The following is a 24626-nucleotide window of genomic DNA, read 5'->3' as shown; positions in this document are numbered from 1 at the left end:
TAGCGAGAGATAGTTATGATTGTAAAATGTAACAGTAAATATTTAGTGCTACTTAATTATCTATACAATGAAAAATGTTCGGCAATAGGTCCCAATGTCAAAGCAGGGAAAAAAGCCAGAGCAGCAATGATGGCTATTACAGCAAATACCATAAGTCCAAAAGTCGAAGTATCGGTCTTGAGCGTTCCCGCACCTTCGGGTATGTATTTCTTGCTTGCCAATAATCCTGCAATGGCTACAGGTCCTATAATCGGAAGGAAACGAGACAGTAACAATACTATACCTGTGCTAATATTCCACCAAGGTGTATTATCGCCCAAACCTTCGAATCCACTGCCATTATTGGCTGCCGAGGATGTATATTCGTAAAGCATCTCGCTGAATCCATGAAAGCCGGGATTATTCAATGTTGAAGCTGTAAATTGTGGAAACGCCGTTGCTAAAGCGGTTGCCGTGAGAATAAGAAAAGGATGCAGTAAAGCTATAATCATAGCAATCTTCATTTCCCGAGCCTCAATCTTTTTCCCCAGAAATTCGGGAGTACGCCCCACCATCAGTCCACTGATAAATACTGCCAGAATTATGAATATAAAGAAGTTTAACAAACCGACTCCGCACCCTCCATAAAAGGCATTTATCATCATTGCCAGTAATTGATTCATCCCTGATAAAGGCATCGTACTGTCGTGCATCGCGTTGACCGATCCTGTTGAAATAACCGTAGTCACAATACTCCAGAATCCTGATGAAGCAGCGCCGAAGCGAACTTCCTTACCTTCCATTGCTCCCAACGAATTATCTATGCCCATGGATGTTATAGCAGGATTTCCATTCTGTTCTAAAAGGATATTAGGTATAACCAATAGGAGAAAGCCGATAGTCATGACTCCGAAAACCATCCATGATAGTTTTTTACGCTTGATAAAATACCCAAATGCAAAGATCATGGATAATGGAATTATCAGCTGTCCGATCATCTGCATCATAAAAGTCAGATAATTGGGATTCTCAAACGGATGTGCCGAATTTGTTCCAAAGAATCCTCCACCATTGGTTCCGACATGCTTGATGGCAATAAAAGCAGCAGCGGGTCCTCGTGAAACTTCAACTGTGTTTCCATCCTGCAAGGTCGTCATGGTATCCTTTCCCTCAAAAGTCATGGGAGTACCATTAAAAACTAATATCAATGCCAATACAAGGGATACGGGCAGCAATATTCTAACACATGATTTCACAAAAAAATTATAGAAATTACCTAACTGATCGGTACGTTTTTCTCTAAATGCCTTAAATAATACAACCGCCGCAGCCATTCCCGTTCCTGCACTTACAAACTGCAAAAACATAAGCCATATCTGGCTCAAATAGCTGACACCTGTTTCACCCGAGTAGTGCTGTAGATTACAGTTTACCAAAAACGAAATGGATGTATTGAAAGCCAAGTCTGCCGACATGTTCGGATTTCCATCCGGATTTAATGGTAACCATTGCTGAGTCATCAATAAAGCCATGCTAATCAGAAACCAAACTAGATTAATTGTCAACAATGCTGATAAGTTTTCTTTCCAAGTCATTTCTTTTAAGGGATTTATTCCCCCTATCTTGAAAAGTATTCGGTCTATCGGATCGAAAATCGGGTCAAGCCACGTTTTACTTCCTTCATAGACTTTTGAAATATATTTCCCCAACGGAATAGCTAAAGCCACTGCGATTAAGAATGTTGTTATTATACCAAGTATTTCAGTGTTCATTTTTTATTAAATTAAGTTCGCAGAACTATTTATTGCTTTGGCAAGCAAAACAGCGATAGATAGTTATGCCCATTAAATGTATCATTAAGTATTTTTTATTACTTAATATTTAAGATTCCTCATTTTAGTTATTAGGAATTATTAGTCTGAGTAATACTCCGAAAAGGATAGCAATAGAAAAGAAAACCATTAATAAGTGCGTTGATTTAATTTTTTGCCTCCTTTCTACTAATCGGCGTAAGTGGGACATAAGACGCTTTGATTTTTTAGTTTTCATATCACTGGCTATTTTCATTTTTTAAAACTTCTCAGGATGTAATAATACATACACCATATAACCTAAAACTACGATTGCGATAACGAATAAGTATAACATAACTTTAAATTTTATTGAACCATTTAATTGATCTGTAAAAGAGGGCAAAACATGCTATTGCCACCATTATTAAAACTCCAACCTGCATTATCTTTCTTTTTTAATTAGACCTATATTTACTACTATGATAGTATATATGCCAATCTTATGCCAACAAAAATGATCACAGACCAATTTATTGCATACTTGATAGTTATGAATTTTTCTAAAAATCGGGGCATAAAAAAAGCCTATCAAAATGATAAGCTCCTTCTCAAAATGAGAATTATATTATTGTAGCTACAGTTTATATTCTTCTACTTTTCGGTATAAGGTAGCAATGCTTATTTCTAATAATCGGGCTGCTTCGGCTTTATTCCCTTTCGTATAGTTCAATACTTTTCTTATATGTGCCTTTTCTATATTCATCATAGATAAAGACGAAGTTGCACTCTCAGAGATATTCGATTGTTGTAATTCAAAAGGCAAACAATCAATAGTCAATACATCCTCATCGGCAAGAATAACGCTACGTTCTATAATATTTCTCAGTTCGCGAATATTCCCTTTCCAAGTATTTTGCTCCAGTGTCTTAATATATTCGGGAGACAGAAGTTTTATCCGCTTATTCATCTTCACAGCAAAAACCTGAGCAAAGTCATTTGCAAACAGCTTAATATCCTCTACCCTATCTCTCAGAGAAGGAAGTGCTATCTGGAAAACAGACAAACGATAATACAAATCGCTTCGAAATTGCCCGTTTTCAATCTCCTTATCCAACTCTCTGTTCGTTGCAGCTATTATCCTTACATCAACTTTAGTTGGTTTGGTTTCTCCTATTTTAATAAACTCCTTTGTTTCGAGAACTCTTAATATTTTAGCTTGCAAGTCCATAGGCATTTCACCGATTTCATCTAAAAAGATAGTTCCGGAATTGGCTTCTTCAAACAATCCTTTCTTATCTTTTAATGCTCCCGTAAATGCTCCTGCTTTATGTCCAAATAATTCACTTTCCAATAAATCTTTACTGAAAGCCGAGCAATTGATGGCTACAAAAGATTTATTCTTTCTGTTTCCTCCATAATGAATGGCTTGTGCAAAAACCTCTTTACCTGTACCTGTTTCACCTGTCAACAGAACAGTAGTATCGGTAGCAGCCACTTTGCGACTCATATCAATGGCATTCAATATCACTTTAGATGTCCCGATAATATTGTCAAATGAATATTTCTGCTCTACTTTTTGTTCAAGCTGAGTGACCCGTTTTGACAGTTCTGTCTTTTCAAGAGCACGATACAAAAGAGGGATAATACGGTTGTTGTCATCTCCCTTCGTTATATAATCGAATGCTCCGTTTTTTATGGCTTGTACTCCATCGGGAATATTGCCATAAGCAGTCAGTAGAATTACTTCTGTCAAAGGTTGTATTTTTTTTATCTCCTGAATTAGTTCCACTCCATTCGCATCTGGTAGCTTCACATCACAAATAATCGCATCAAAATCTTGCTGTTCTATTTTCTTTAGAGCAGTCGCAGCATCTTCTGCCTGAAAAACGTGAAACTTTTCCAGCTCTATGATTCGAGCCATTAGTTTGCGAAGCTTTTCCTCATCATCTATCAATAGTATTTTTTTCACTATATAAAGAATAATTGATTTGGATGTAAAAATACATCTTTTTCAGGTCTTATTACTATTTAGCTCTCCAAGTATAAAAACGTCGTATGGAAATACCATATTTCTAAAACTAGCATACGATATTGGCAAGAGTATATTTTAAAACTCTAAGACACTGATAATCTAATTAGTTTATTAAATTTGTACTCATGTACCTATTTGTAATTTTTCTCATTAATAGCGATACAGAAATAACCTCTTAATATATACAAGTATGAAAAACACGTACAAATTTTACACTCTTTTATTCGCAATAGCTTTTATTTGTTCGACTGTCACTATTCTTGCTCAAAAGCCCTTTGTAGTACAATCTCCAGATGGCAAACTCAAAGTGAATGTATCAGTTGGTAATATTATTGAGTATTCTTTGGAGCATGACGGTGATTTAATATTGAAAAAATCGCCAATATCAATGACTCTTACTAATGGAACATCTTTCGGCGTTAATTCGAAGCTGTCAGGCTCATCAACTAAAACAATCAACCAGACAATATCTGCTTCAATTTATAAGAAGAAAGAAATAACCGATAATTATAACGAATTGAATCTTATGTTTAAGGAAGGGTTCAATATTATATTCAGAGCATATAACGATGGTATAGCATACCGTTTCGTTTCGAATTTGAAAAAGCCATTCGAGGTAAAAGAAGAACAAGCTATTTTCAACTTTCCTAAAGATGAGAAAGCTTATATTCCATATGTACAGATAGTAAAAGAACCTCTTGAAAAACAGTTTTACAACTCGTTCGAAAACACTTACCAACATATCAATATATCTCAATGGGATAAGAAACGTCTCGCTTTTCTTCCTTTGGTTGTAGAAGCACCCAAAGGCAAAAAGATATGTATTACCGAGGCTGATCTTACAAGTTATCCGGGTATGTACTTATATAACAGCGATGGTTCAAATAACCTCACAGGTGTATTTGCCCCCTACCCTAAAGAAATTAAGCAAGGCGGACACAATATGTTGCAGAGCGAAGTACAATCGCATGAACCATATATAGCTAAGTGTAATGATGCAACCAACTTTCCATGGCGTACTCTTATCGTTTCTGAAAACGATCACGATTTAGCAGACAACGATATGGTATATAAGCTTGCGACACCTAATAAAGTGACGGATATATCGTGGATAAAACCTGGGAAAGTAGCTTGGGATTGGTGGAATGATTGGAATTTATTTAATGTTAACTTCAAATCAGGTATTAACAATGATACGTATAAATATTACATTGACTTTGCATCGGAGCATGGTATTGAATATGTAATATTAGATGAAGGATGGGCTGTTAATTTACAAGCTGACCTATATCAAGTAGTACCCGCAATCGATTTGAAAGAACTCGTAAATCATGCCAATAAAAAGAATGTCGGGCTTATATTATGGGCCGGATACTATGCATTTAATAAAGATATTGAGGGCATTTGTAAACATTATTCCGAAATGGGAATCAAAGGCTTTAAAGTAGATTTCATGGATAGAGATGATCAGCCAATGGTTGATTTTCATTATCGTGCTGCTGAGATCGCTGCAAAACACCATATGTTGCTCGATTATCATGGAACTTATAAACCAACAGGACTGCAAAGAACATTTCCTAATGTTATCAACTTCGAAGGAGTACATGGTTTAGAGCAAATGAAATGGTCTCCCGAAAGTGTCGATCAGGTGACCTATGACGTAACCATACCATTTATAAGAATGGTAGCTGGTCCGATGGACTATACTCAGGGAGCAATGCGTAATGCTAGTAAAGGAAATTATCGTCCGGTTAACAGTGAACCAATGAGCCAAGGTACACGATGCCGTCAGTTAGCAGAATACATAATATTTGAATCACCATTAAATATGTTATGTGATAATCCATCCAATTATATGCTCGAAAAGGAATGTACTGAGTTTATTGCTAATGTGCCAACCATATGGGATAATACAATAGCTTTGAACGGAAAAATAGGTGAATATATTACTATCGCACGCAAGAAAGATAATATCTGGTATGTAGGCTCCTTAACCAATTGGGATGCTAGAACTCTCGACATTGATCTTTCGTTTTTAGGCGAAGGAAATTATAAAGCCGAAGTCTTTAAAGATGGTATTAATGCGAACAGATCGGGACACGATTATAAGAAAGAAGTAATTGACATACCTACAAATAGAAAACTTCAACTACCAATGGCATCTGCTGGTGGCTATGTTATGAAAATTTACAAATAATAGAAGATTAATAAGATCAAGATAATTTAGAAAAAGGGTTTTCCACGTTGGATAACCCTTTTTTTCACCTCAATTGTATCGTTATGGGTAAATAATAGATTATAAGACGATTATAAAAACAAAATATATCCTCTAATTAGCAGAGATCTTGAATCACTGTAAATCAAACACATAAATATCCTCAAGCAATTACTCAAATCTTTAGAATGATGGCTATCTGCATTTTAAGAATGAACTTACCCATTAACAATATTAGGTTTGTTTGTTTATTTTATATATTTTTATGCTAAAATATCTATAATTTATTTGTGGATATATTTATTCCAGTGGTTGAATACATTACAAAACATAGCTCAACTTTCGATTTTTAACACATACCATACGGATAAACGAAATTAATATTAGACACAAGAACAAAACTAGACAATAGGATTATAAATCCATGTATTATTCATTTTAACACAAAAACAATTATGAAGAAATGTTATTTTTGTGCGTTGATATTCCTCCTTTCATTGGCAGGAAAGGCGCAAGTACAGAATGACGGCTCGCCCTACCCCCACAAAACAGGACGAGACACGCAGCCACTAACATTAAAAGTTAGCTCCCGAACCTCAGCCAAGGGAAATCCGGTTAGTCCTTACATCACAGATGTGAAAAACTATGGAATTGTCCGTATTGGAGAATACTATTGGATAAACAGAAACTTCTCTAATAATAAAGCAACCCAATGGCAGGCTGGAGGAGACTGGAATAACTGGTGGGAAGAAGTTGCCCAGAATCTCCCTACACAACCTCAATTAGATAAATATCTAGGGCATATGGGATTGCCTAAGGACAAGTTTCAAATAACCGATATGGGTGCTTGGAATCACAATGACTTTAATGAGAATTATGGGTCATATTACCATGCTCAGAGTATATTTGGAAACTGGGTCGGACAGTTTATACAACCGATGGAGGCAGCTTTTGAAACTTCGGTAAACAATGTAAAAGATTCCAGATGGGGACTTCCTACAGTAGACGATTTTAAACAATTATTCGGAATGATTGAGCCAGATGTGATTGCGGTTAACGAAATACACGTTCGCCATCAATTAGGCCCTTTAGCAAAAGATAATGCAGAAGCAAAAGCCAAAACTTGGTTAACTAATAAGTTGGCATATAATATGGGGCCCAGCGATGGTGACAAAGTATATTGGTTTGAAGGAACTACCAACAGATATGGTTTCAACTTAATGCCAAATGGAGGTAGAGCCAATGGTACTACATGGTATCAACTACATGACAGACCAGGATGGCAGTTAGATAGAGGAGATTTCTCTCAATTATTCTACGTCTCGAAGTTTGCCGCTAAACAAGCAAACGGAGAAGGAGCAAGTATAGATTTACATGACTTTATTACATTCTATCCTAAAAATCCAGGAGAAAATGTGGCTGGAGACATTCCTTACAGCTACGGAACTTGGTATGGCGTGAGATATTGTAAAAGACTAACTCCACAAGAATTAGGCTATGAAGTATACTATATTCCGGGAAAACATGACAAGAACCTACCCGACTATGATGAGCCTTTAGTATATATTGCTTGGAAAAATTCAGATGGAACTATTCCTGCACCTAAAGGTAAATATCAAGTATTACCTGCCGGATATTTCAGAGGATTCTTTACACAATTCGAAATTTACGAGGGCAATCCTAAAAACTATAGATATGCCGATTATGTAAAGATGGCAAGATGTATTCAGGATGAAACACTCATAAAAAAAATGAATGTGTGGAATGAATCAATGAGAGCAGCTGGAAAAGATGAATGTGATTGTAATACGCTCGCTCCTATTTATCTTAAAGATCATATGCAAGTGATGACAGATAAGCCCTTCTCGTATGCTTTAAGTCCAGGAGAGAGCTTTTCAGTTCTGTTAGAAACAACCTCAAACAAAGATGTAAATATTGGTCTGTATAAGAAAAACACTAAGACTGGGGAGATAGACTTTGTAGGCCAAGCAAATATTGGTGAGGCAGATCAATATGGAGTATATCAATGTTTAGCAGTAGACGAAAACGGAAGTGATCTTGGAATTGGTATATATATTGTTCAGCCATTCAGATATGGACTTAATGGTGAAATTATCAAAGTTGAAAGAAAAAAAGAAGATGCACATCTAATTGATCGACTTCCTATTAACGTCAGCAAATACAAAACAACTTTTGCTAATATATACAGTGCCCTTACTGATGAGGCAGATTTTGAAGAAAATATGATTATAAGAGTTCAAGGAAGAGCCCAGCGAGATATTTTTAGATATGTATTTAGTGGAGAAACTCCTGAATTTTTTACTGTGACAGTGCCAGTAAAAGATAACAGAGATTTTAAAATTGGATTATTCTCCAGATACGGAGAAATATTAATAGATGATATACGACAAGACCCTAGTAGTGGTAATACATCCAACCCAACTTACCCAATAAGATGCCAGATTCCTGTTGATCAAATTAATAATCTTACCACTATTTATGATTGGGTATTTTATAATGAAGTAACTACCGATCTAAGTGATGTAGAAATAAATACAGATATGGAATCTAAACATATTATAGCTGCCTATTATCCCGAAAACGGCTCTTACAATCCTCAAAAAGGTCTAATAACAAGGAAAAATAGTATTCCGTATATTGATAGAATACCTGTTTATATCTTGGCTAAAGGAGAAGGACCAGTTATAATACCGAATTTACGACAAGCACCAGCTTCTGCTATATTGAATGAAGTATCTGCAATAGAACTATTCTATGATAGGAATTCGCAATTGGTAAAAGCAAACTCACTTTCATCTTTTATAACCGACATAACTATATATAGCTTCAATACAGCTACAATAGTAAGGAAAGGATTGAATACATCTCAAGTAAATGTAGCAGACCTTCCATCAGGAGTATATATTGTAAAAATTACTGATTCAAATAAAGAGACCAAATCGCTTAAGTTCATTAAATAATAGAGTGAATTCTACCGAAAAGCAGGTGGATAAACTTTTACAAACTATACAGTATTTTGTCTAAACGAACAAATACGAATCAGTTTTCACATAAATAACCCTTTCCATTCTCTATAAAATAAGAGCTTGGAAAGGGTTATATTTTATCAAGTATTTTCCGAAATAGAACGGAGCTATCGCAAAACGGAAAACCTTTTTTTAATCTATAATATATCTCTATCTTTTCTGTTCACTCTTCGTTATTCGGACTAATTCATCATACAAGTTAGCATCTTTAGATAACTTTAGTTTTGCTCTTATATGACTTCTTGTACTTGTTATTGTATTAATCGATTTATCTAACAGAACACTTATCTCGCGTGTATTCTTATCTTGAAGTATAAGAGAACACACTTCTCTTTCGCTTCGTGTAATTTCGGGGCAATATTCCATTAACAGAGCAAAATTCTGCTCTTCCATACTCATAATCTCTTTTGCTCGATACATAATAAGTTCTTCTGAACGTTTTCCGAGCATCTTCAATACATGTGTAGTCTGTTCGGGAGCTACATTCTTTTGTTTCATTCCATCAATAAGAGATCTTAGCTCATCTTTATCGATATGTAGAAAATTTAGGAGACTTTCTCTTTCATTGTGAAGTTCGTCATTATCATCTTGCATTTTACGTATGCTCCGATACATTATTTCCCCTAAAAAGGCTGTAGCTATAAATATAAAGCCCAATATAGCAGACATTGAGAGAATACTAAAACTACTGGTAAGAAAGCCAGCTACCAGATACGCAGAAGATGAGAATATTGCAAAAACAAAAGGCAAATATCGTATATAAGAAAGGATCAAAGCAACTATAACAGAGAGGCATAAAGTCATATTAGCTAATATAAATTTACGGCTCACAAGAGTGTCTAATACTACTCCGTGAGATAAATCAGCCATAAGCCCTACCTGAATGATAATAGCATAATATATTACAGCCGTCTTTGCCGGTAATCTATTCAAAAGGAATAAACCCATTACCACCAAAATTAGAACCGCTTGAATTATATTAGATAGTCTATAAAAAGAATCTTTCAAATCAACATCCAAAAGGATATCTATCATTATTACGATCAAGGAACTTATCGACATAATAAGGAATACAACAACAGCTTGTCGTTCCATCAATGTCTCTCCTGAATATATCTTCTGTAAAACCTTCTCTTTTATATTGCTCATTGATTATCGTCTCAAAGTCCTTAATACCATTTATTGGTGCTTATTTAACACCACTTACTTCACTATAGAAACCTCTAAATTTTGAAGTAATATTATCTTAATCGATGATCGTTTTATTCCCTTTTCATCGTAAATTTAGAATACTAACAATCGATCCCTGCTTCTTGTTCAAAACCATATTTATGACTACAAGCTTAAGGAATAAAGGACATATATAAAGAATTGAAAATATCTATATAACAACTTCCTTTTCATCAAAAATTGGTCTAACTATGTTTTCAATTTTTCTTCAAGACTCATTATCCTTCATAATAAAGTCCATAAATCAACATAAACAACTACAATATAATCTCTTACTATATAAAACAAATAAAAAACCGAATACTATTTTGTACATAATCAGAAGCTATATTTTTAATAAAAAAAGAACTATTATACCAAAAATGATTGAAAACAGACCCAAATCAACCACAAACACCTCATTATTAACTATATAACTCTCAACAAATAGACTTATCTAAAAGTGAAAATTTAATATAATATACATTTTTGATATTTTTCAATCCACTAAATTAACATTATCATTATTAATAAGCATTTTTCTTATGCTGGGAGGGCTATTTTGGACATTTTTTGACATAGATTATTGATAATATATTCTGAATTTCCTGATTAACACCCTTAATTTTGCAATACAAATTCGATCTATGGATTGATCATTAAATAATAAATATCAAAAAATTATAATGAACAACTTTCCTAAGTCATTACAATTTAATGTAAGAATGAAGAAGAATAGATTATTACTAGGTTTATTACATCAGAACAAAAAACAATTAAATCTGCTAAAATTAAGGTTTATATGATGACCTCAAATAAAGTCTGATTACATGAATAGATTTATTCATTACTACCGGTAGTCTACTTTATTTTACTTGGCTCTTTATTTTCTAAATTTGGAATAAAGTAATCTCTTATTAAAACTCGAATAGTATAATACGTATATACTACATCGTAAAAATAGAGACTCAGACCTTCCAATAAAGAAATAAACTTTCGAGAGAAAGATAAAAAAGGGCAATAAAAGCATTCTAAAACAAGAATGCCATTACTAAAAAACAACAGAATACTTTCACATCTATCAATTAGGACTAGACATTATGGACTTAAAAAAAACGAATAATATATTATTCGTTGGGATCTCGGCTACCCATAATTAGCTCTAAAAGTGAAAGCAGGTTATCATTCTACAAATTACAAGTAAGTATCAATTAACAAAAAGGCGACATTATGCCAGAAACTCTTCACACCCCAGCATTTAATTTAGAATCGGCTCTAACAACGGGAGTTGATCCGCGTACCGGAAAATACGATTGTAACATCAACTTAGTTACTCTTAAACCCTATAATATAGAAGGACCTGAGCGTCCACTAATCCTTTCATTCTCTGTTCTCGAAGCAGGTTATAAAGGCTTTGGTCGTAATTGGCACTTAAAAACAACTCAATTAGATCTATCTAGAGGTATCTTCACTTCAATGACAGGTGTTAAATATGAAGTTGAGAAAGATTTAAACGGACGACCTATATATCCTTCAAGTGGAGAATATATCAATTTAAAAGATCTGAAAGTTCAGAATATAAGAATCAAAAGAAATAGCAAAAATCAATTCGAAGTATTTAACAAAGATGGCATCCGCGAGATACTCACTTGTGATGAAGATTTCCGAATTGCAACTATTACAAGTCTTATATATGAGAATGGTGAAATATTTGATTTTAAATATAACACAGACTCCATGCCTTTACTGGAGGAAATAACTCACCGTCAAACGAGGATTAAACAAATACATTTCATAATAGAAGGTAACCAGACTGTTGCATATAATTATCCAACAATCAATGGGAATGCTAAAGTAAACCTCATATATGGGAAACCCTCACAACAAGGTACTCCAATAATGTTGTTAAACCTGAGTTATCCGTTCTTAAATGACACTAAACCCGAAGGGTTGCCTAAATACACATTCGATTATGAAAGAATTAACTTATCTGGTCTTAACAATAGTTTAGACTCTATACAAATTGTTATGACTCATTTCGCTAAGGGGGAAGGCGCCTTTGAGACAATTTCATACAATCCACAAGGCATACAAGTTACAAATAACCAATGGCTTCCTACAGTTTATCAACACACAACTAACGACGGAGACGGACAACCATCTATTACTAAAGAATACTATTTCATGGAAAGTTTGAATTATACAGGTTTCAGTCTATGTGGTAGCATCCCAGACAAGCCCGCTATAAACGATCTCCTGCAAACAACTCTGGATTATACTTATTGGACTTGGGAAACATTATTAGATAATAATGGAAAGCATGCCATCCATATTGAAAGAGAATATAATCAATTTCATCTTTTGATAACTGAAATTACTAAAACCGATTTTGGATTAAAAGTTAAGAGAATTGATTATAATCAAATTCCCGGTAACTTTTTTGAGCAACCAGCAAACCTTCATTTCCCTCGTACAATAACTCAAACCTATAATAGTATCAGTTCCGGAGAGCGTACTGAGATTGAATATATGGAAACAGACGATCAAGGCAATATCCTGTCTTCGATTGACATTAACGGAATAGAAAGATCATATACCTATTATCCTACTCTCGGCATTAAAGGATTATGCCCAGCCGATCCTTTAGGCTTTGTCCGCTTTGTGAGAGAACTAAAAATTATTGCTCCATCTAATAAAGCCTCAACAACTCCCAGGAAAGTAATTAGATATACCTATACAAGTTTATCTAACCCTCACGTACAAAATCATATTGTAAAAGAGACGGAAACCGTGAATGAGAAAGTTGAGACAAAATACCTGTATGTTGAGAATAACAATCTGCCTCTTTTCAACACAGGTCGTTTACGCCAAGAAGTATACACTATTATAAGTGGAGAAACTCAGGATCAGAGCTTAAAGAAATATACTCACAAGTATAACTCTTCGAAACATGAGATAATCACCACACTTCGAAACATCGGCTTTAATGGAGAAGAAACAACTGTCATATCTATTGATTCTCTTCATAAAGAGAAAGTACTTCCATTAACAAAAAGATCAGGAATAACCCAAGCAGTTCTATATAACCTATCTGATCAGGTGACACATAAAAGTTCTCCTTACCCATTAGGTAATTCAAAACCAACTTACAACTACTCTTTTCCTCTCAGAGTGAGTTTATCCCGATGAATAATTTAATATCTCTACAAATATTTACAAAACAATTCATTGCGAGATAAATGAGGGAAAAGTTATAGATAATCACTAATAAAGGTTGTTTTAGGGATGGAGTCGTGTTATTAAATAACACGACTCCTTTTTTCTAATAATTAAAAATTATGATTAATGAATTTTATTCATTTTCCTTTCTTCCAAATAATTTACCGGCATAAAAAAAGATAAAACAGATCAATGCCAGTATAGCAATTGCACCAACAACATACAACACTATGGTAGATACGACCTTAACTCCTATAACTAACAACACAATAAATAAAACAATAGAAATAACTCCGATTGTTATTAGAAAATACTTTAATAATTCCATAATACTTTGATTAAATTATAATTCCCATTATTAATTTAAACAAGATCAATGCACAAGATGTTTAGTTAATTCAATATAAAAGCAATTTACATAATAGCTAAGTTGTATATAAAATTACAAATACAATCACTGAGTTAGAAGAACTCTCAATAGTAAACCTTATATTATTTAAAGGACACACACCTTATACATAAGCATATATTAAAGCCATAAAAGCCGAAAAAAATTCATCCAATAGAAAAAATAAGCTATTGTTTCTTTGTAATCTCTTCTAAGACACAATTTAAACATCCGCGAACTTGTTCTTTCTGCATTGTCAAGCTTTCCTGCGTATCTGGCTCAAGATATATTCTGTGAGTAGAGGTGTCTTGTTTAATTCGATAAAACGAATTACCATCTTTGTCAAACACCATTAAGAGAATAGCATCGTACATTTTAGGATTATTCATCTTTGCGTTCATCTCTTCCATTGTGTTTTCAATAGCAGGGAATCTAACAATAGATGCCAACCTTACTTCAATATCAGTATTAGTGCATTGGAACCTATACATAGTAGACCTAAGACTAGATGTAACATTATATGGAGCTTCTTTAAGTATGAACTTTTTAGTCTCTTCAAATTGGTCATAAGAGAAGATGCTTGTTATATCTACATCCTTAGAAGTCGTATTTTGCGCACAAACTATAGATGCTATCATTAGGTGTATAAAAAGAAAGAACTGCTTCATTATTTTTTTATGTTTCTGAGTTGAAAATAAGCCATAACTTAGATTATATCTTATTTTAGATCAAATATTTTGATTCGATACGATTACTACTATCGAATTCCAATAAGGCCAGTCCTAATTTCTTTTCTAATTCCTTTTTCTTCTTTTTTAATTCAGACAAATTATTTGATTCACGAGATATTTGCTCTTGAACAACGATAAGCCGACCACCCGAAAGGCCCTTAGCTTCCTCTTTCAGCTTTGCAAGCCTCGCTGTACTATCAGCAATATCATTAAGAACTTTCTTGTACTGAGCTGCATATTCCGTCTTATTACCAATATCATTATTATCATCCTTGGAGCAAGAAGTTGTAAACGAAAGTAGAATAGATGTGAGAGCCAAAAATAGAAAATATTTCATCAATAATAGTTGTTAGTTAGCAGGCAAAGCTACAATGATTTTAGAATACTAACAATAAGCAACACCCTTTTATTTAGAGATGCTTTCTCCTATTTTAAAGAATAAAGAATTGTATCAATTCCATTTTATTGATATAACTTCGCGAACTCAAGATAATTTAATAATGCTAAAAAGAAAACCTGATTTTGTAGACCGTATGATAAAAGGACGAAAATTCTTTCTAGGTGCAGCACTTGTTGCTGTGGTAATTATCCTATGGACATTATTAGCCTGTTTATAATGAAGCAGCTAATTACAGGTAAAGCTTATTCTATTAAACTATTCTACGATCCAGAAATAGTAGAAGCCTTGTATCTACAACACTACGCTGATTTATTTGGCGAAGAATATGAATCTGTTTTTATTACACCCGATGGAAGATTGTTCGAAATAGCGAGCGTGGAAAGTTGGTATTAATTAAAACAACTACATTATACCTAAATAAGCTTATATAACCGCATCTAATGAGTTTCATATTATTATAACAATTGAGAAGCCATTCACAACCAGTAATCATATATTAGTTATTTGAATCATTCAATCTATTGGTTTAACTCTCGGTTTAACTTTCACTCATAAACCAGCCATAACCACAACAAAAAAGCACTTAGAACTTTCGTTCTAAGTGCTTCTATAGTGACCGCGCCAGGATTCAAACCTGGAACCTTCTGATCCGTAGTCAGATACTCTATTCAGTTGAGCTACGCAGCCATTGCTTTAATGCGTTGCAAAAGTAACGCTCTTTTTTAGATTATGCAAGTATTTAGACACTTTTTTGAATAAATTATTTCAACAAGACACTACTTATACACCTAAAATTCTAAAGTAAAGAAACTTATGATTTATATAATTTTTTAAGTCTATTGAGTTATAAAGTAAAAAAGAAAGGAGGACAAAATCCTCCTTTCTTACAAATTATATAGTTATGCTATATTAGTCGATAAAATCAACAGTTTCTTCACCAATCATTTTACGAAGTGTATTTTTTAACTTCACATATTGGATGAATAAATCGTGTTCTGCAATCTGATTCTTTTCGTGCATTGGGCTCTTGAAGTAGAATGATAACCAGCTTTGGATACCGCTCATGCCAGCACGTTGTGCAAGGTCAGAGAACAATACAAGGTCAAGACACAAAGGAGCAGCAAGAATAGAGTCACGGCAAAGGAAATCCACTTTCAATTGCATTGGGTAACCCAACCATCCGAACAAGTCGATATTATCCCATCCTTCTTTATTGTCCTTACGAGGAGGATAATAATTGATACGTACTTTGTGATATACGTTACCATAAAGTTCTGGATATAATTCTGGTTGAAGGATATTATCGATAACCGATAATTTTGATTCTTCTTTTGTTTTGAATGATCCTGGATCGTCAAGAACTTCTCCGTCACGATTACCTAGAATATTTGTAGAGAACCATCCGCTAAGACCTAACATACGAGTTTTGAACATAGGAGAAAGAACTGTCTTCAACATAGTTTGACCAGTCTTGAAGTCTTTTCCACAGATCGGAACTTGTTTTTGTGCTGAGAATTCCCACATTGCAGGAATGTCAACAGTTAAGTTAGGAGCACCATTGATATAACCTACACCTTCTGCAATAGCTGCATAAGCATATAAGTTCGATGGAGCGATATCTGCATGATTTTCTTTTACTGCTTTTTCGAAAGAAGAAAGGTTTTTGTGAATTTCACCAAGAGGAGTAAATACTTCTGTACTACCGCACCAGATCATAACTATTCTATCGCAGTTATTGTCTTTTTTGAAGTTGCGGATATCTTCTCTTACTTGTTCCATCAAGTCCCACTTAGTAGGAGCTTGTTTTACCCATGTACCATGAAGTCTTTTTACAAAATTTTGATCGAATACTGCTTTCATTGGCTTGATTGCCGAAAGCTCGTCTTTCACTTTGTTTAGATCTTCATCAGTTAATACCTCAGCATGTTTAGCTGCTTTATAAACATCATCTTCGAAAAGATCCCATCCTCCGAATACAATATCATTAAGATCAGCCAAAGGCACTGCATCTTTGATCTTCGGAAAACGATTTTCTTCTCTTTTACCCAAACGCATTGTAGCTAATTGAGTGATTGAACCAACAGGAACACCTAATCCCTTACGAGAAATTAATGTACCTGCGATAAATGTAGATGCCACTGCACCACCAACTCCAACAACAAGAACACCAAGTTTACCTTTGGCTTCTTTCACTTGTACTTTTTCCATTTTTTAAATTAAATTAAAATACACTGCAACCCGCAGTAATCCTTTAAACTAGCGGCTTTCTTCATTCAGAATATTTTACTCCTAAGAAGAGAAACCTATATAATAAAATCGCTTTGGTGAAGATTCATCTCATTTTATTCTCCCAACCCGGGCTTTTCCGCCATACAACCGGCATCCATTATTAAGAATAAATATTCAGACCAACGCTCTTGTATTATCAAATATTAAGTACATGTAGATTTAGCATCAATCAAATAAAGAGTCAATATCTAAATCACTAAAAATCTTTTTCTCATCCAAATAAGCCCTTAAAGCATTATTCGGCATCACCATAAAGATAGTTTTCAAAGATAGCTGTTTTTTTGTAGTTTCCTGCCATCTTTCATCATTATCGATACAATCAGCTGAAACATTCCCTTTTACCCACACGTGAGCACCAATCCCAACATCTGTATTCTTTTAATCTATATGCTTAGAAACATTCATATTTCCGTTGACGATAAGACCTGTTATATCAGGATCTTCAAAACCTAAAAAACATCTCGTCCCATCAAATTCTAAATAGTCAAGAATCAAATCTACTTCAAAAACTGTAACAAAAGTATCTTCTAGGTATTCTTCAGGAATTCCGCCAAAATTAACTTTATCCCCAAAAACACATAGTTTTCAGCTTCTGACCATTTTGTTTTTTGATAGGTTGCTATTCATTCTAATTATATTTTAAAGGCAGTAGCTAACTCCATAAAATCAGTAATTATCAAATCAGCAGTTGCATCAGGATCATCATCGCCCCACCCTGGTCCTTTTAACCAGATAGTCTGACATCCGTTTTTAGAGGCAGGCACAATATCTTTTGCATGAGAATCTCCTATCACTACAATAGAAGAAGCAGGAAGCTTTAACTTATCTACCCCCAAACCAAAGATGGCTGGATCAGGTTTTCGTACACCTACCACGGCTGATTCAATAATATCATCAAAGAACTCTAATAGACCGAAATCGCCCAATACTGCTTGTACATTTCCATAGAAATTAGAAACAAGCACCATGGGATAACGATCTTGTAAAGCTTTTAAAATCTCCTTTTCTTTACTTATAATCTCTTTAGCAAAAAGATAACATTGCTTAGAAATAGCAAGAGAATAGCCAGCCGTTTTGTCATTATCTTCTAACAATTTCTGCTCTAGCAGATAACGGATCTGAAGGTCTGTTTTTATTTTCAATAAATCGTAGAAGTTATGATTTGGTTGCACATCAGGATGTGTCGCTAAATAACGCTCTCCATATACATAAGCTTCGCGAAAGGCTTCTTTAGTTACTGGTACATTTACATCCTTATAGGCATCCCATAAGACCTCAGCCCAATGTGCACCATTACTATCTATTGTACCTCCGTAGTCAAAAATAATACCTTTAACGGCACTCAAATCAAACATATATTCGGTTTATTTTAATTATTAAGTAAATGAAAGTATTTATTGATACACTTCCCAATTATAACAGACCATTACCTTAGCTAGGAAAAGGAATGTGACTTTAAGTTCAATAAATACGATCTCAGTCGTATTTATGTTCTGCAATCTTTTTTGTAAATGTTTTACACATTTTCTCATGGCTCCAAACCATATATACCAAAATCACATTGAGAACTATAAGTTCGAACACGAAATACAGCCAAGGTTCTCTAATCAACATAGCAACAAACAAAGCTATTGCACGAGTATTGAAAGAGAGAATATTAGTCCACTTCATCAAAGGTAGGCTTTTTTCTCTAAAATCGGCTCTGAACTGCTCAGGAGCAGTTTCACCATATTTACTTTTCAACAGTTTAAACATGACTTGAAAGTTACCAGTCCAACTTTCTTGTCCCTTTGTATAGTTGGTATAAAAGGTAAGAACTAACTTTTCCCCAAAATTAGACTTCCAAGTTAGTGTAGCATTTTTTTGATTCAGTTCATTAGTATTATCCAACTCACTACCCGATTTTCCTTTCAAAAACAGTAAGTGTATATTGCGATAATAATCGGCCATAGAAGCTTGTTTACTATGAAAAAAGCCCGTTATAATAGCCAAAGCCCATATACTCCATCCCCATACAGGGAACAGACGCATACAGATAGCAATATAAATGGAAGCAAACCACAGATTTCCGGCAAAACCATCTAACACTCTACCTAATGCTGAAAATTGTTTAGTCATACGAGCCAATTGCCCATCGGCACTATCGTATGAATTGGCCCATACCAAGAGAAGTATACCTAAAATAGTGACCCAGAAATTATCAAAGTAGAAGCAGATACCCGAACCTACTCCAATAAAAATACTGGCTATAGTTACAGCATTGGGAGTTATCCCTAATTTCTGAAAAAGTAATGCCCATCTATAACCTATGGGGCGATAAAAATAAATATCTATAAACTCCTCGGTATCTGACGATTTCAGCGTAGATTCTAAAGTCGGTTTTTTATCTGGACTCATTTGAAATTATTTTCTATTCTTAATTCTGCAAAAACTTTATATTCAGATCTCTGAATACTTGCTTTCCCTGTTCAACCCAATAACCTAACCCTTTTTCCTTAAGATGAACTACAAGAACAACTTTCAGCAAAGAAAGAATACTTAAATAGGTATTGTGTTAAAGAAGATATTAAATATGCTTTTGTACGTGTTTATCTATACATTCTGCAATTTTAGGGGCAGCCTGCTCACGACAAGGAGCAAAACTAGGCCAGTCATTAAAATCTATGATTTTAAATGACCCGTCTTTTGCAACAACACAATCACCTCCATATATTTTTATATTCAGAATTTCTCCTGCTTTATCGCAAGCTTCTTTCAAAGCTTCTACAGAAAAAGCATACTGATTGGCAGCTCCATTTATTTCCTCTAACCCAAATTTACTATGGCTCAAATCAAAAGGATAGAAATGATAGAAAAAGTCAGTATCAGCCACACCATAAAACTTCACAAGATCTCCAACAAGATGCTCATTTATAACTGCATTGGGGATTCCTCTGAATGCAAATTCTTTCAAAATCTCCTTAGCTTCGGTTATGCTTCTTGCAAAAGCAACGTCTTCTCGGTGTATAGCGTGAAAATCGCCTCTTTTGATCCAATATGCATTGGCATCCATTTGCTCTAACAATTCGGTAGGATCGTCATTACTATCTATAATAATACTTTCGGGGTGAGGTATATTATTGTCGATAAGCATACGCGTCATCTTTCCTCTGGTACAGTTTTCGATACCATAAGCCGAATTTATAACAACTGAGCCATTATCTTCCAGATGCTTCAACCATTTGATTGTACTCTTATCACGAGCCATATCAAAGATAAATTTATCCTTGATATCACTTAAAACAAATTCCGACTCTGTATAATCTTGTACGTCGTAGCCCATATCTCTCAGACATTGCGCTGTCATATTGTAGATGGTACCGTCGTTTCCAATATGGTTGGGCGAGTATTTGGTTTGTCGCTTTATCCCAGTTAGTTTTCCTTTAGACATGATTATTTATAATATGATTGCTCTACTTTTTGATTTCCGGTTTATTTGGAGGCTGCAAAATACGTATGCTACATTTCAATTATAACAAGATTTAGCTACTAGCCTTACCAAAGCAATAAATAGGTCTGAGACCTTAATTCCTTAGAAAAGCTTCTGCTTTCACAATATCCTCTGCGTGATCAACATCTACAATCTTAGGAAATGGGTATGCTTTGAGACACAGTCCATCAGCCACAAGTTGACGCTGAAAATTACGCATGCGTGATTGTCCTGAAGATAAACAATTCTCGAGTGTATCGATTGCTTTAGGCGTAAGCCCATAGATACCTCCTGAGATATATTTACAAGAGTCTGAATTATCCAAAAATCCTGTAATTTGCATAGCTTCATTTACACCTACATAGAGAGGCTTTTCGTCATCAATATAATCTGTAACGGCCATCATACCATCCGATTCAGAATCTGCGATGAAAGCCTTAATATATTGTTCGAAATCTTCTTCCTTAAATATTGTATCAACAGTAGTCAAACAAAACTTGCCATTACGTAAAAAATCTCTCAATTCGAAGAAACTATGCATCGAACTGGGAGTAGATTTAATTACGATATTCAATGGAATATCCAGTTTTATTTGTTTTACGTATTCTTGAACCGCTTTCATCTCTTCATTTACAATGATACTGATAGAGTCAGCTTGATTCTTCGCAAAAATATCAATCAGGCGGCGGATCATCTCCACACCATTTAACTTTACAAGGGGTTTTGGTAATGTAACCCCTTCTTGTGCCAACCTCGAACCTTCTCCGGCGGCTATTATTGCATAATTCATCTTATCCTATTCTTAGTAATAAATATTTATTGCTTTGTTTGCTACAATAACTGATTATTGTTATTACACTTCTCAAAGCCACAAAAAGGTCTCCGACCTTTAATCTTCTGAAACCTCTTTAGTTAAGTCTAAGACTTCATTATCTCCACCTTTTTCGTAATACATTTTTCTCAAAGGATTAGCGTGTGCTTTATCATACTCAATACGATTACGACGAGTATCTATTGCCAGATAAATAGCTTGACGGAACGAGTCTTCCGATGCTTCATTTTTTCCTGCAATATTATAAGCTGTGCCATGAGCAGGTGATGTGCGCACAATTGGCAAACCTGCTGTAAAGTTAACACCCTCTTCCATCGCTAATGTTTTGAAAGGAGCTAAACCTTGATCGTGATACATGGCTAATATACCGTCAAAAGACTTGAATTGTCCCGATCCAAAAAAGCCATCGGCTGCATAAGGTCCGAAACACAAAACGCCACTTTCTTCCATCTCACGAAGAGCAGGAATAATAATGTCGTTTTCTTCTGTTCCTAACAACCCATTCTCTCCTGCATGAGGATTCAGTGAAAGTACTGCGATACGAGGCTTATCTATATTAAAGTCACGAAGCAGCGATTTATTAAATATACCGATCGTTTCCTTTACTTTGTCTTTAGTAATATTTTCGGCAACCTTACCTAAAGGTAGATGCCCTGTAACAAGAGCAACTCTTAAGTCATCTTTAGCAAGAATCATTAAAGATTTAGATGCATCCTGTCCGAACTTCTGCTCCAGATACTCCGTATGACCGGGAAAATGAAAGGCGTCCTGTTGTATATTATCCTTGTTGATAGGTGCTGTCACCAATACATCAATCAGTCCGGCAGCCAAATCGGCAGTAGCTCTTTCCAATGCGCTCAACGAGGCATCTCCTGCTGCTTTAGTAGACTTACCCAACTCAACTTTTATGTCATCGGGAATACAATTAATAACATTCACTTTGTTTACCTCTGCTTCATTCGCTTCCTGAATCAGGTTGAAAGTAACAGGAGGCAACTCTAAAGCTTTGCGATGATAGGCTGCAACTTTTGTAGATCCGTATATTACGGGAATGCATAATTCCGCAATACGGAGATCGCCAAACGTTTTAAGTATGACCTCATAGCCAATACCATTTATGTCACCGTGTGTAATTCCTACTTTTATCATTGTATATTAGTTTTTCTAAGTAATTTGTTCCTTAAGGTCACAGACCTTTTTATCGCTTTAGCAGCTATAACCATAATAACCAGTTATAACTTTAAGATATAGTATTAAATATTACAACTCACTTAAGTAAGTTGAAAAGTATGTGACCTATTTTACTACCTTTTCCCACTGATGAGCCAATTGCTCGGCATAGTCGGTAAATGTATTCACAGAATCAAATTTATGAATAGTATATTCGGGTTGCCCTTTCAATTTCGAAATATCGATAGGCGAATAACCATCGTGTGCGAAAAAGAATATTTCTTTCGTTTTATTATTATAGAAAGTTGTATTGCCATTTGCCTCAAGAGCAAAGGTTACAAGATCATTTATATCTAAAGGCTCAATACCTTCCGATTTACATGCCGCAAGATAGTTTTCTTCCCAACCGCCCATACCAATAACAGCATCTTTTAAAGTAAAAGTATGCTCGTTGTTGGTCAAAAATGTATCTATATTCCGATGACCTCCAATCCAATACTGAACTATAGTCCCCACATTCTTAGAGAGCAAAGCATGTTCATGTATAATGTTACGTCCGCGGGGTACACAATGCTCCATGTGACATAACCATCCGGAGGTATTGCCATGTTTATCTGTCCAAATATATTGACGAAAGACCTGATTGCTATTTATTGTAAAATCAATCCAGCTGGCTTTCGACAAAAGTTTATTTAATGATGGAAATGTAGTTTGAAATTCTTTATCAAACGAGCTTTTTCCATCAGAAATATTTGTAAAATTTATATGTGGTTGTTTACTCATAATGACATAATCTTACTTCTTACTCTTCTCTGTTGATAGCATTCCGCAAGCAGCAAATATATCTTCACCTCTTGAAGAACGTATGGTGCACATAAGCCCTTTGCGAGTCAGAAAATCTCTAAACTGAACCATGGTTTCGTTAGTAGATGTTACCAAATCGACATCAGGGATAGCATGGAAGCGAATCAAATTGACCCGACAATCCAAACCGTTTAATATTTTGAACAACTCTCTAGCATGTACCAGTGAATCATTAAAATCTTTAAACATTATATATTCGAAAGACAAACGTCTTTGCTTTGACCAATCATATTGTTTCAGCAGTTCGAGAACTCCCGATAAAGGGAATGCTTTCTCAGCTGGCATTATCGACAATCGTTGCTCCTTCATTGGTGTATGTAAACTTACTGCCAAATGAGCATTACTTTCATCTAAAAAACGTTTCAACTTGGGAGTGACCCCTGTAGTGGAAACGGTAATACGCTTCGGGCTCCATGCAAAACCATAGTCCGAAGTCATAATATCTAATGTTTTTTTCAACTGTTCGTAGTTGTCAAGAGGCTCACCCATACCCATAAATACGATATTGGTAAGATCATCCGACTCTTCTATCGAACATACTTGATTCAATATTTCGTTTGCTGACAAGTGACCATTGAAGCCTTGCTTTCCTGTCATACAAAACAAGCAATTCATCTTGCATCCTACTTGAGACGATACACATAAAGTGGCTCTCTCATCTTCAGGAATCATTACCGATTCGATAAATTTCCCTGCATCTGTTTTGAACAGATATTTTACTGTTCCATCTATCGACCTTTGATCTTCGATAGGTAAAGAACGTCCTACATCGTATTTCTCCGACAATAGGTTTCTATTCGCTAACGATAGATTTGTCATCTCCTCTATCGTAAGTATTCTTTTCTTATAAAGCCAGTCTGCCATTTGTTTAGCGGCAAACTTAGGCAACCCACACTCTAATGCAACCTCTTTCAGTTCATCTAAAGTTAGCCCCAATAGGTGCTTTTTCTCTGTCATTCTGTACTCTTAAGTAATTTAATATTTCTATT

19 protein-coding genes and 1 tRNA gene are annotated in these 24626 nt (G+C 34.8%); 4 read left to right on the top strand and 16 right to left on the bottom strand.

What is annotated here, in order from left to right; translation table 11 throughout:
• Positions 1-56 precede the first annotated feature (56 nt).
• The 3 genes from kdpA to IR022_RS19020 all read right to left on the bottom strand — a co-directional run bounded on the left by kdpA (position 57) and on the right by IR022_RS19020 (position 3741).
• Complete coding sequence (kdpA, locus tag IR022_RS19030) at positions 57-1751, bottom strand: potassium-transporting ATPase subunit KdpA (RefSeq protein ID WP_194204910.1); 1695 nt, start codon at positions 1749-1751, stop codon at positions 57-59.
• A gap of 298 nt (positions 1752-2049) precedes the next feature.
• Positions 2050-2127: a potassium-transporting ATPase subunit F gene (locus IR022_RS19025; protein ID WP_110312183.1), complete on the bottom strand. Its 78-nt coding sequence runs from the start codon at positions 2125-2127 to the stop codon at positions 2050-2052.
• Between the two features lie 279 nt (positions 2128-2406).
• A complete protein-coding gene (locus tag IR022_RS19020; protein WP_194204909.1) occupies positions 2407-3741 on the bottom strand; it encodes a sigma-54-dependent transcriptional regulator in 1335 nt (444 codons plus the stop codon).
• 253 nt (positions 3742-3994) lie between these two features.
• Between IR022_RS19020 and IR022_RS19015 the strand changes: the two genes are divergently transcribed.
• Positions 3995-6001: a glycoside hydrolase family 97 protein gene (locus tag IR022_RS19015; RefSeq protein ID WP_194204908.1), complete on the top strand. Its 2007-nt coding sequence runs from the start codon at positions 3995-3997 to the stop codon at positions 5999-6001.
• 473 nt (positions 6002-6474) lie between these two features.
• Entirely contained in the window at positions 6475-9000 is a 2526-nt protein-coding gene (locus IR022_RS19010) for a T9SS type A sorting domain-containing protein (protein ID WP_194204907.1), read from the top strand.
• Positions 9001-9216: 216 nt separating this feature from the next.
• On the opposite strand, the gene IR022_RS19005 is transcribed toward IR022_RS19010, so the two are convergent.
• Positions 9217-10215, bottom strand: coding sequence for a helix-turn-helix transcriptional regulator (locus IR022_RS19005; protein WP_194204906.1), 999 nt, complete (start codon positions 10213-10215; stop codon positions 9217-9219).
• A 1290-nt stretch (positions 10216-11505) separates the two neighbouring features.
• Between IR022_RS19005 and IR022_RS19000 the strand changes: the two genes are divergently transcribed.
• A complete protein-coding gene (locus IR022_RS19000; RefSeq protein WP_194204905.1) occupies positions 11506-13464 on the top strand; it encodes a hypothetical protein in 1959 nt (652 codons plus the stop codon).
• Between the two features lie 163 nt (positions 13465-13627).
• On the opposite strand, the gene IR022_RS18995 is transcribed toward IR022_RS19000, so the two are convergent.
• The 3 genes from IR022_RS18995 to IR022_RS18985 form a co-directional block, all read right to left on the bottom strand.
• The gene (locus IR022_RS18995) at positions 13628-13822 is read right to left on the bottom strand and encodes a hypothetical protein (protein WP_194204904.1); all 195 of its coding nucleotides are present in this window, start codon (positions 13820-13822) and stop codon (positions 13628-13630) included.
• 248 nt (positions 13823-14070) lie between these two features.
• A complete protein-coding gene (locus IR022_RS18990; protein ID WP_194204903.1) occupies positions 14071-14520 on the bottom strand; it encodes a hypothetical protein in 450 nt (149 codons plus the stop codon).
• Positions 14521-14605: 85 nt separating this feature from the next.
• The gene (locus IR022_RS18985) at positions 14606-14950 is read right to left on the bottom strand and encodes a hypothetical protein (RefSeq protein ID WP_194204902.1); all 345 of its coding nucleotides are present in this window, start codon (positions 14948-14950) and stop codon (positions 14606-14608) included.
• 279 nt (positions 14951-15229) lie between these two features.
• Here IR022_RS18985 and IR022_RS18980 point away from each other — a divergent pair, with 279 nt between their 5' ends.
• Positions 15230-15406 (top strand): hypothetical protein, encoded by a 177-nt coding sequence (locus IR022_RS18980; RefSeq protein WP_157258074.1) that lies wholly within the window; start codon positions 15230-15232, stop codon positions 15404-15406.
• A 220-nt stretch (positions 15407-15626) separates the two neighbouring features.
• Here the strand turns inward: IR022_RS18980 and IR022_RS18975 are convergent.
• The 9 genes from IR022_RS18975 to rlmN all read right to left on the bottom strand — a co-directional run bounded on the left by IR022_RS18975 (position 15627) and on the right by rlmN (position 24594).
• Positions 15627-15700 (bottom strand) — tRNA-Arg (locus IR022_RS18975).
• Between the two features lie 222 nt (positions 15701-15922).
• A complete protein-coding gene (locus IR022_RS18970) occupies positions 15923-17221 on the bottom strand; it encodes an inositol-3-phosphate synthase (RefSeq protein WP_050709007.1) in 1299 nt (432 codons plus the stop codon).
• Positions 17222-17934: 713 nt separating this feature from the next.
• A complete protein-coding gene (locus IR022_RS18965; protein ID WP_194204901.1) occupies positions 17935-18657 on the bottom strand; it encodes an HAD family hydrolase in 723 nt (240 codons plus the stop codon).
• 121 nt (positions 18658-18778) lie between these two features.
• Entirely contained in the window at positions 18779-19699 is a 921-nt protein-coding gene (locus IR022_RS18960; protein WP_194204900.1) for a CDP-alcohol phosphatidyltransferase family protein, read from the bottom strand.
• 169 nt (positions 19700-19868) lie between these two features.
• Positions 19869-20732 (bottom strand): hypothetical protein, encoded by an 864-nt coding sequence (locus tag IR022_RS18955; protein WP_050709010.1) that lies wholly within the window; start codon positions 20730-20732, stop codon positions 19869-19871.
• Positions 20733-20865: 133 nt separating this feature from the next.
• Positions 20866-21561 (bottom strand): NDP-sugar synthase, encoded by a 696-nt coding sequence (locus tag IR022_RS18950; RefSeq protein ID WP_194204899.1) that lies wholly within the window; start codon positions 21559-21561, stop codon positions 20866-20868.
• Positions 21562-21660: 99 nt separating this feature from the next.
• A complete protein-coding gene (gene pdxA / locus IR022_RS18945) occupies positions 21661-22752 on the bottom strand; it encodes a 4-hydroxythreonine-4-phosphate dehydrogenase PdxA (protein WP_194204898.1) in 1092 nt (363 codons plus the stop codon).
• A gap of 147 nt (positions 22753-22899) precedes the next feature.
• Positions 22900-23556 carry a hypothetical protein gene (locus IR022_RS18940; protein ID WP_050709013.1) on the bottom strand — a complete coding sequence of 219 codons (657 nt, stop codon included), beginning with the start codon at positions 23554-23556 and terminating at the stop codon, positions 22900-22902.
• Positions 23557-23568: 12 nt separating this feature from the next.
• A complete protein-coding gene (gene rlmN, locus IR022_RS18935; protein WP_194204897.1) occupies positions 23569-24594 on the bottom strand; it encodes a 23S rRNA (adenine(2503)-C(2))-methyltransferase RlmN in 1026 nt (341 codons plus the stop codon).
• Positions 24595-24626 lie beyond the last annotated feature (32 nt).

Source organism: Dysgonomonas sp. GY617 (assembly GCF_015233815.1).
GTDB lineage: Bacteria > Bacteroidota > Bacteroidia > Bacteroidales > Dysgonomonadaceae > Dysgonomonas_A.
The sequence above is the reverse complement of the archived record's forward strand: the minus strand, read 5'-3'. Positions and strand labels throughout refer to the sequence as shown.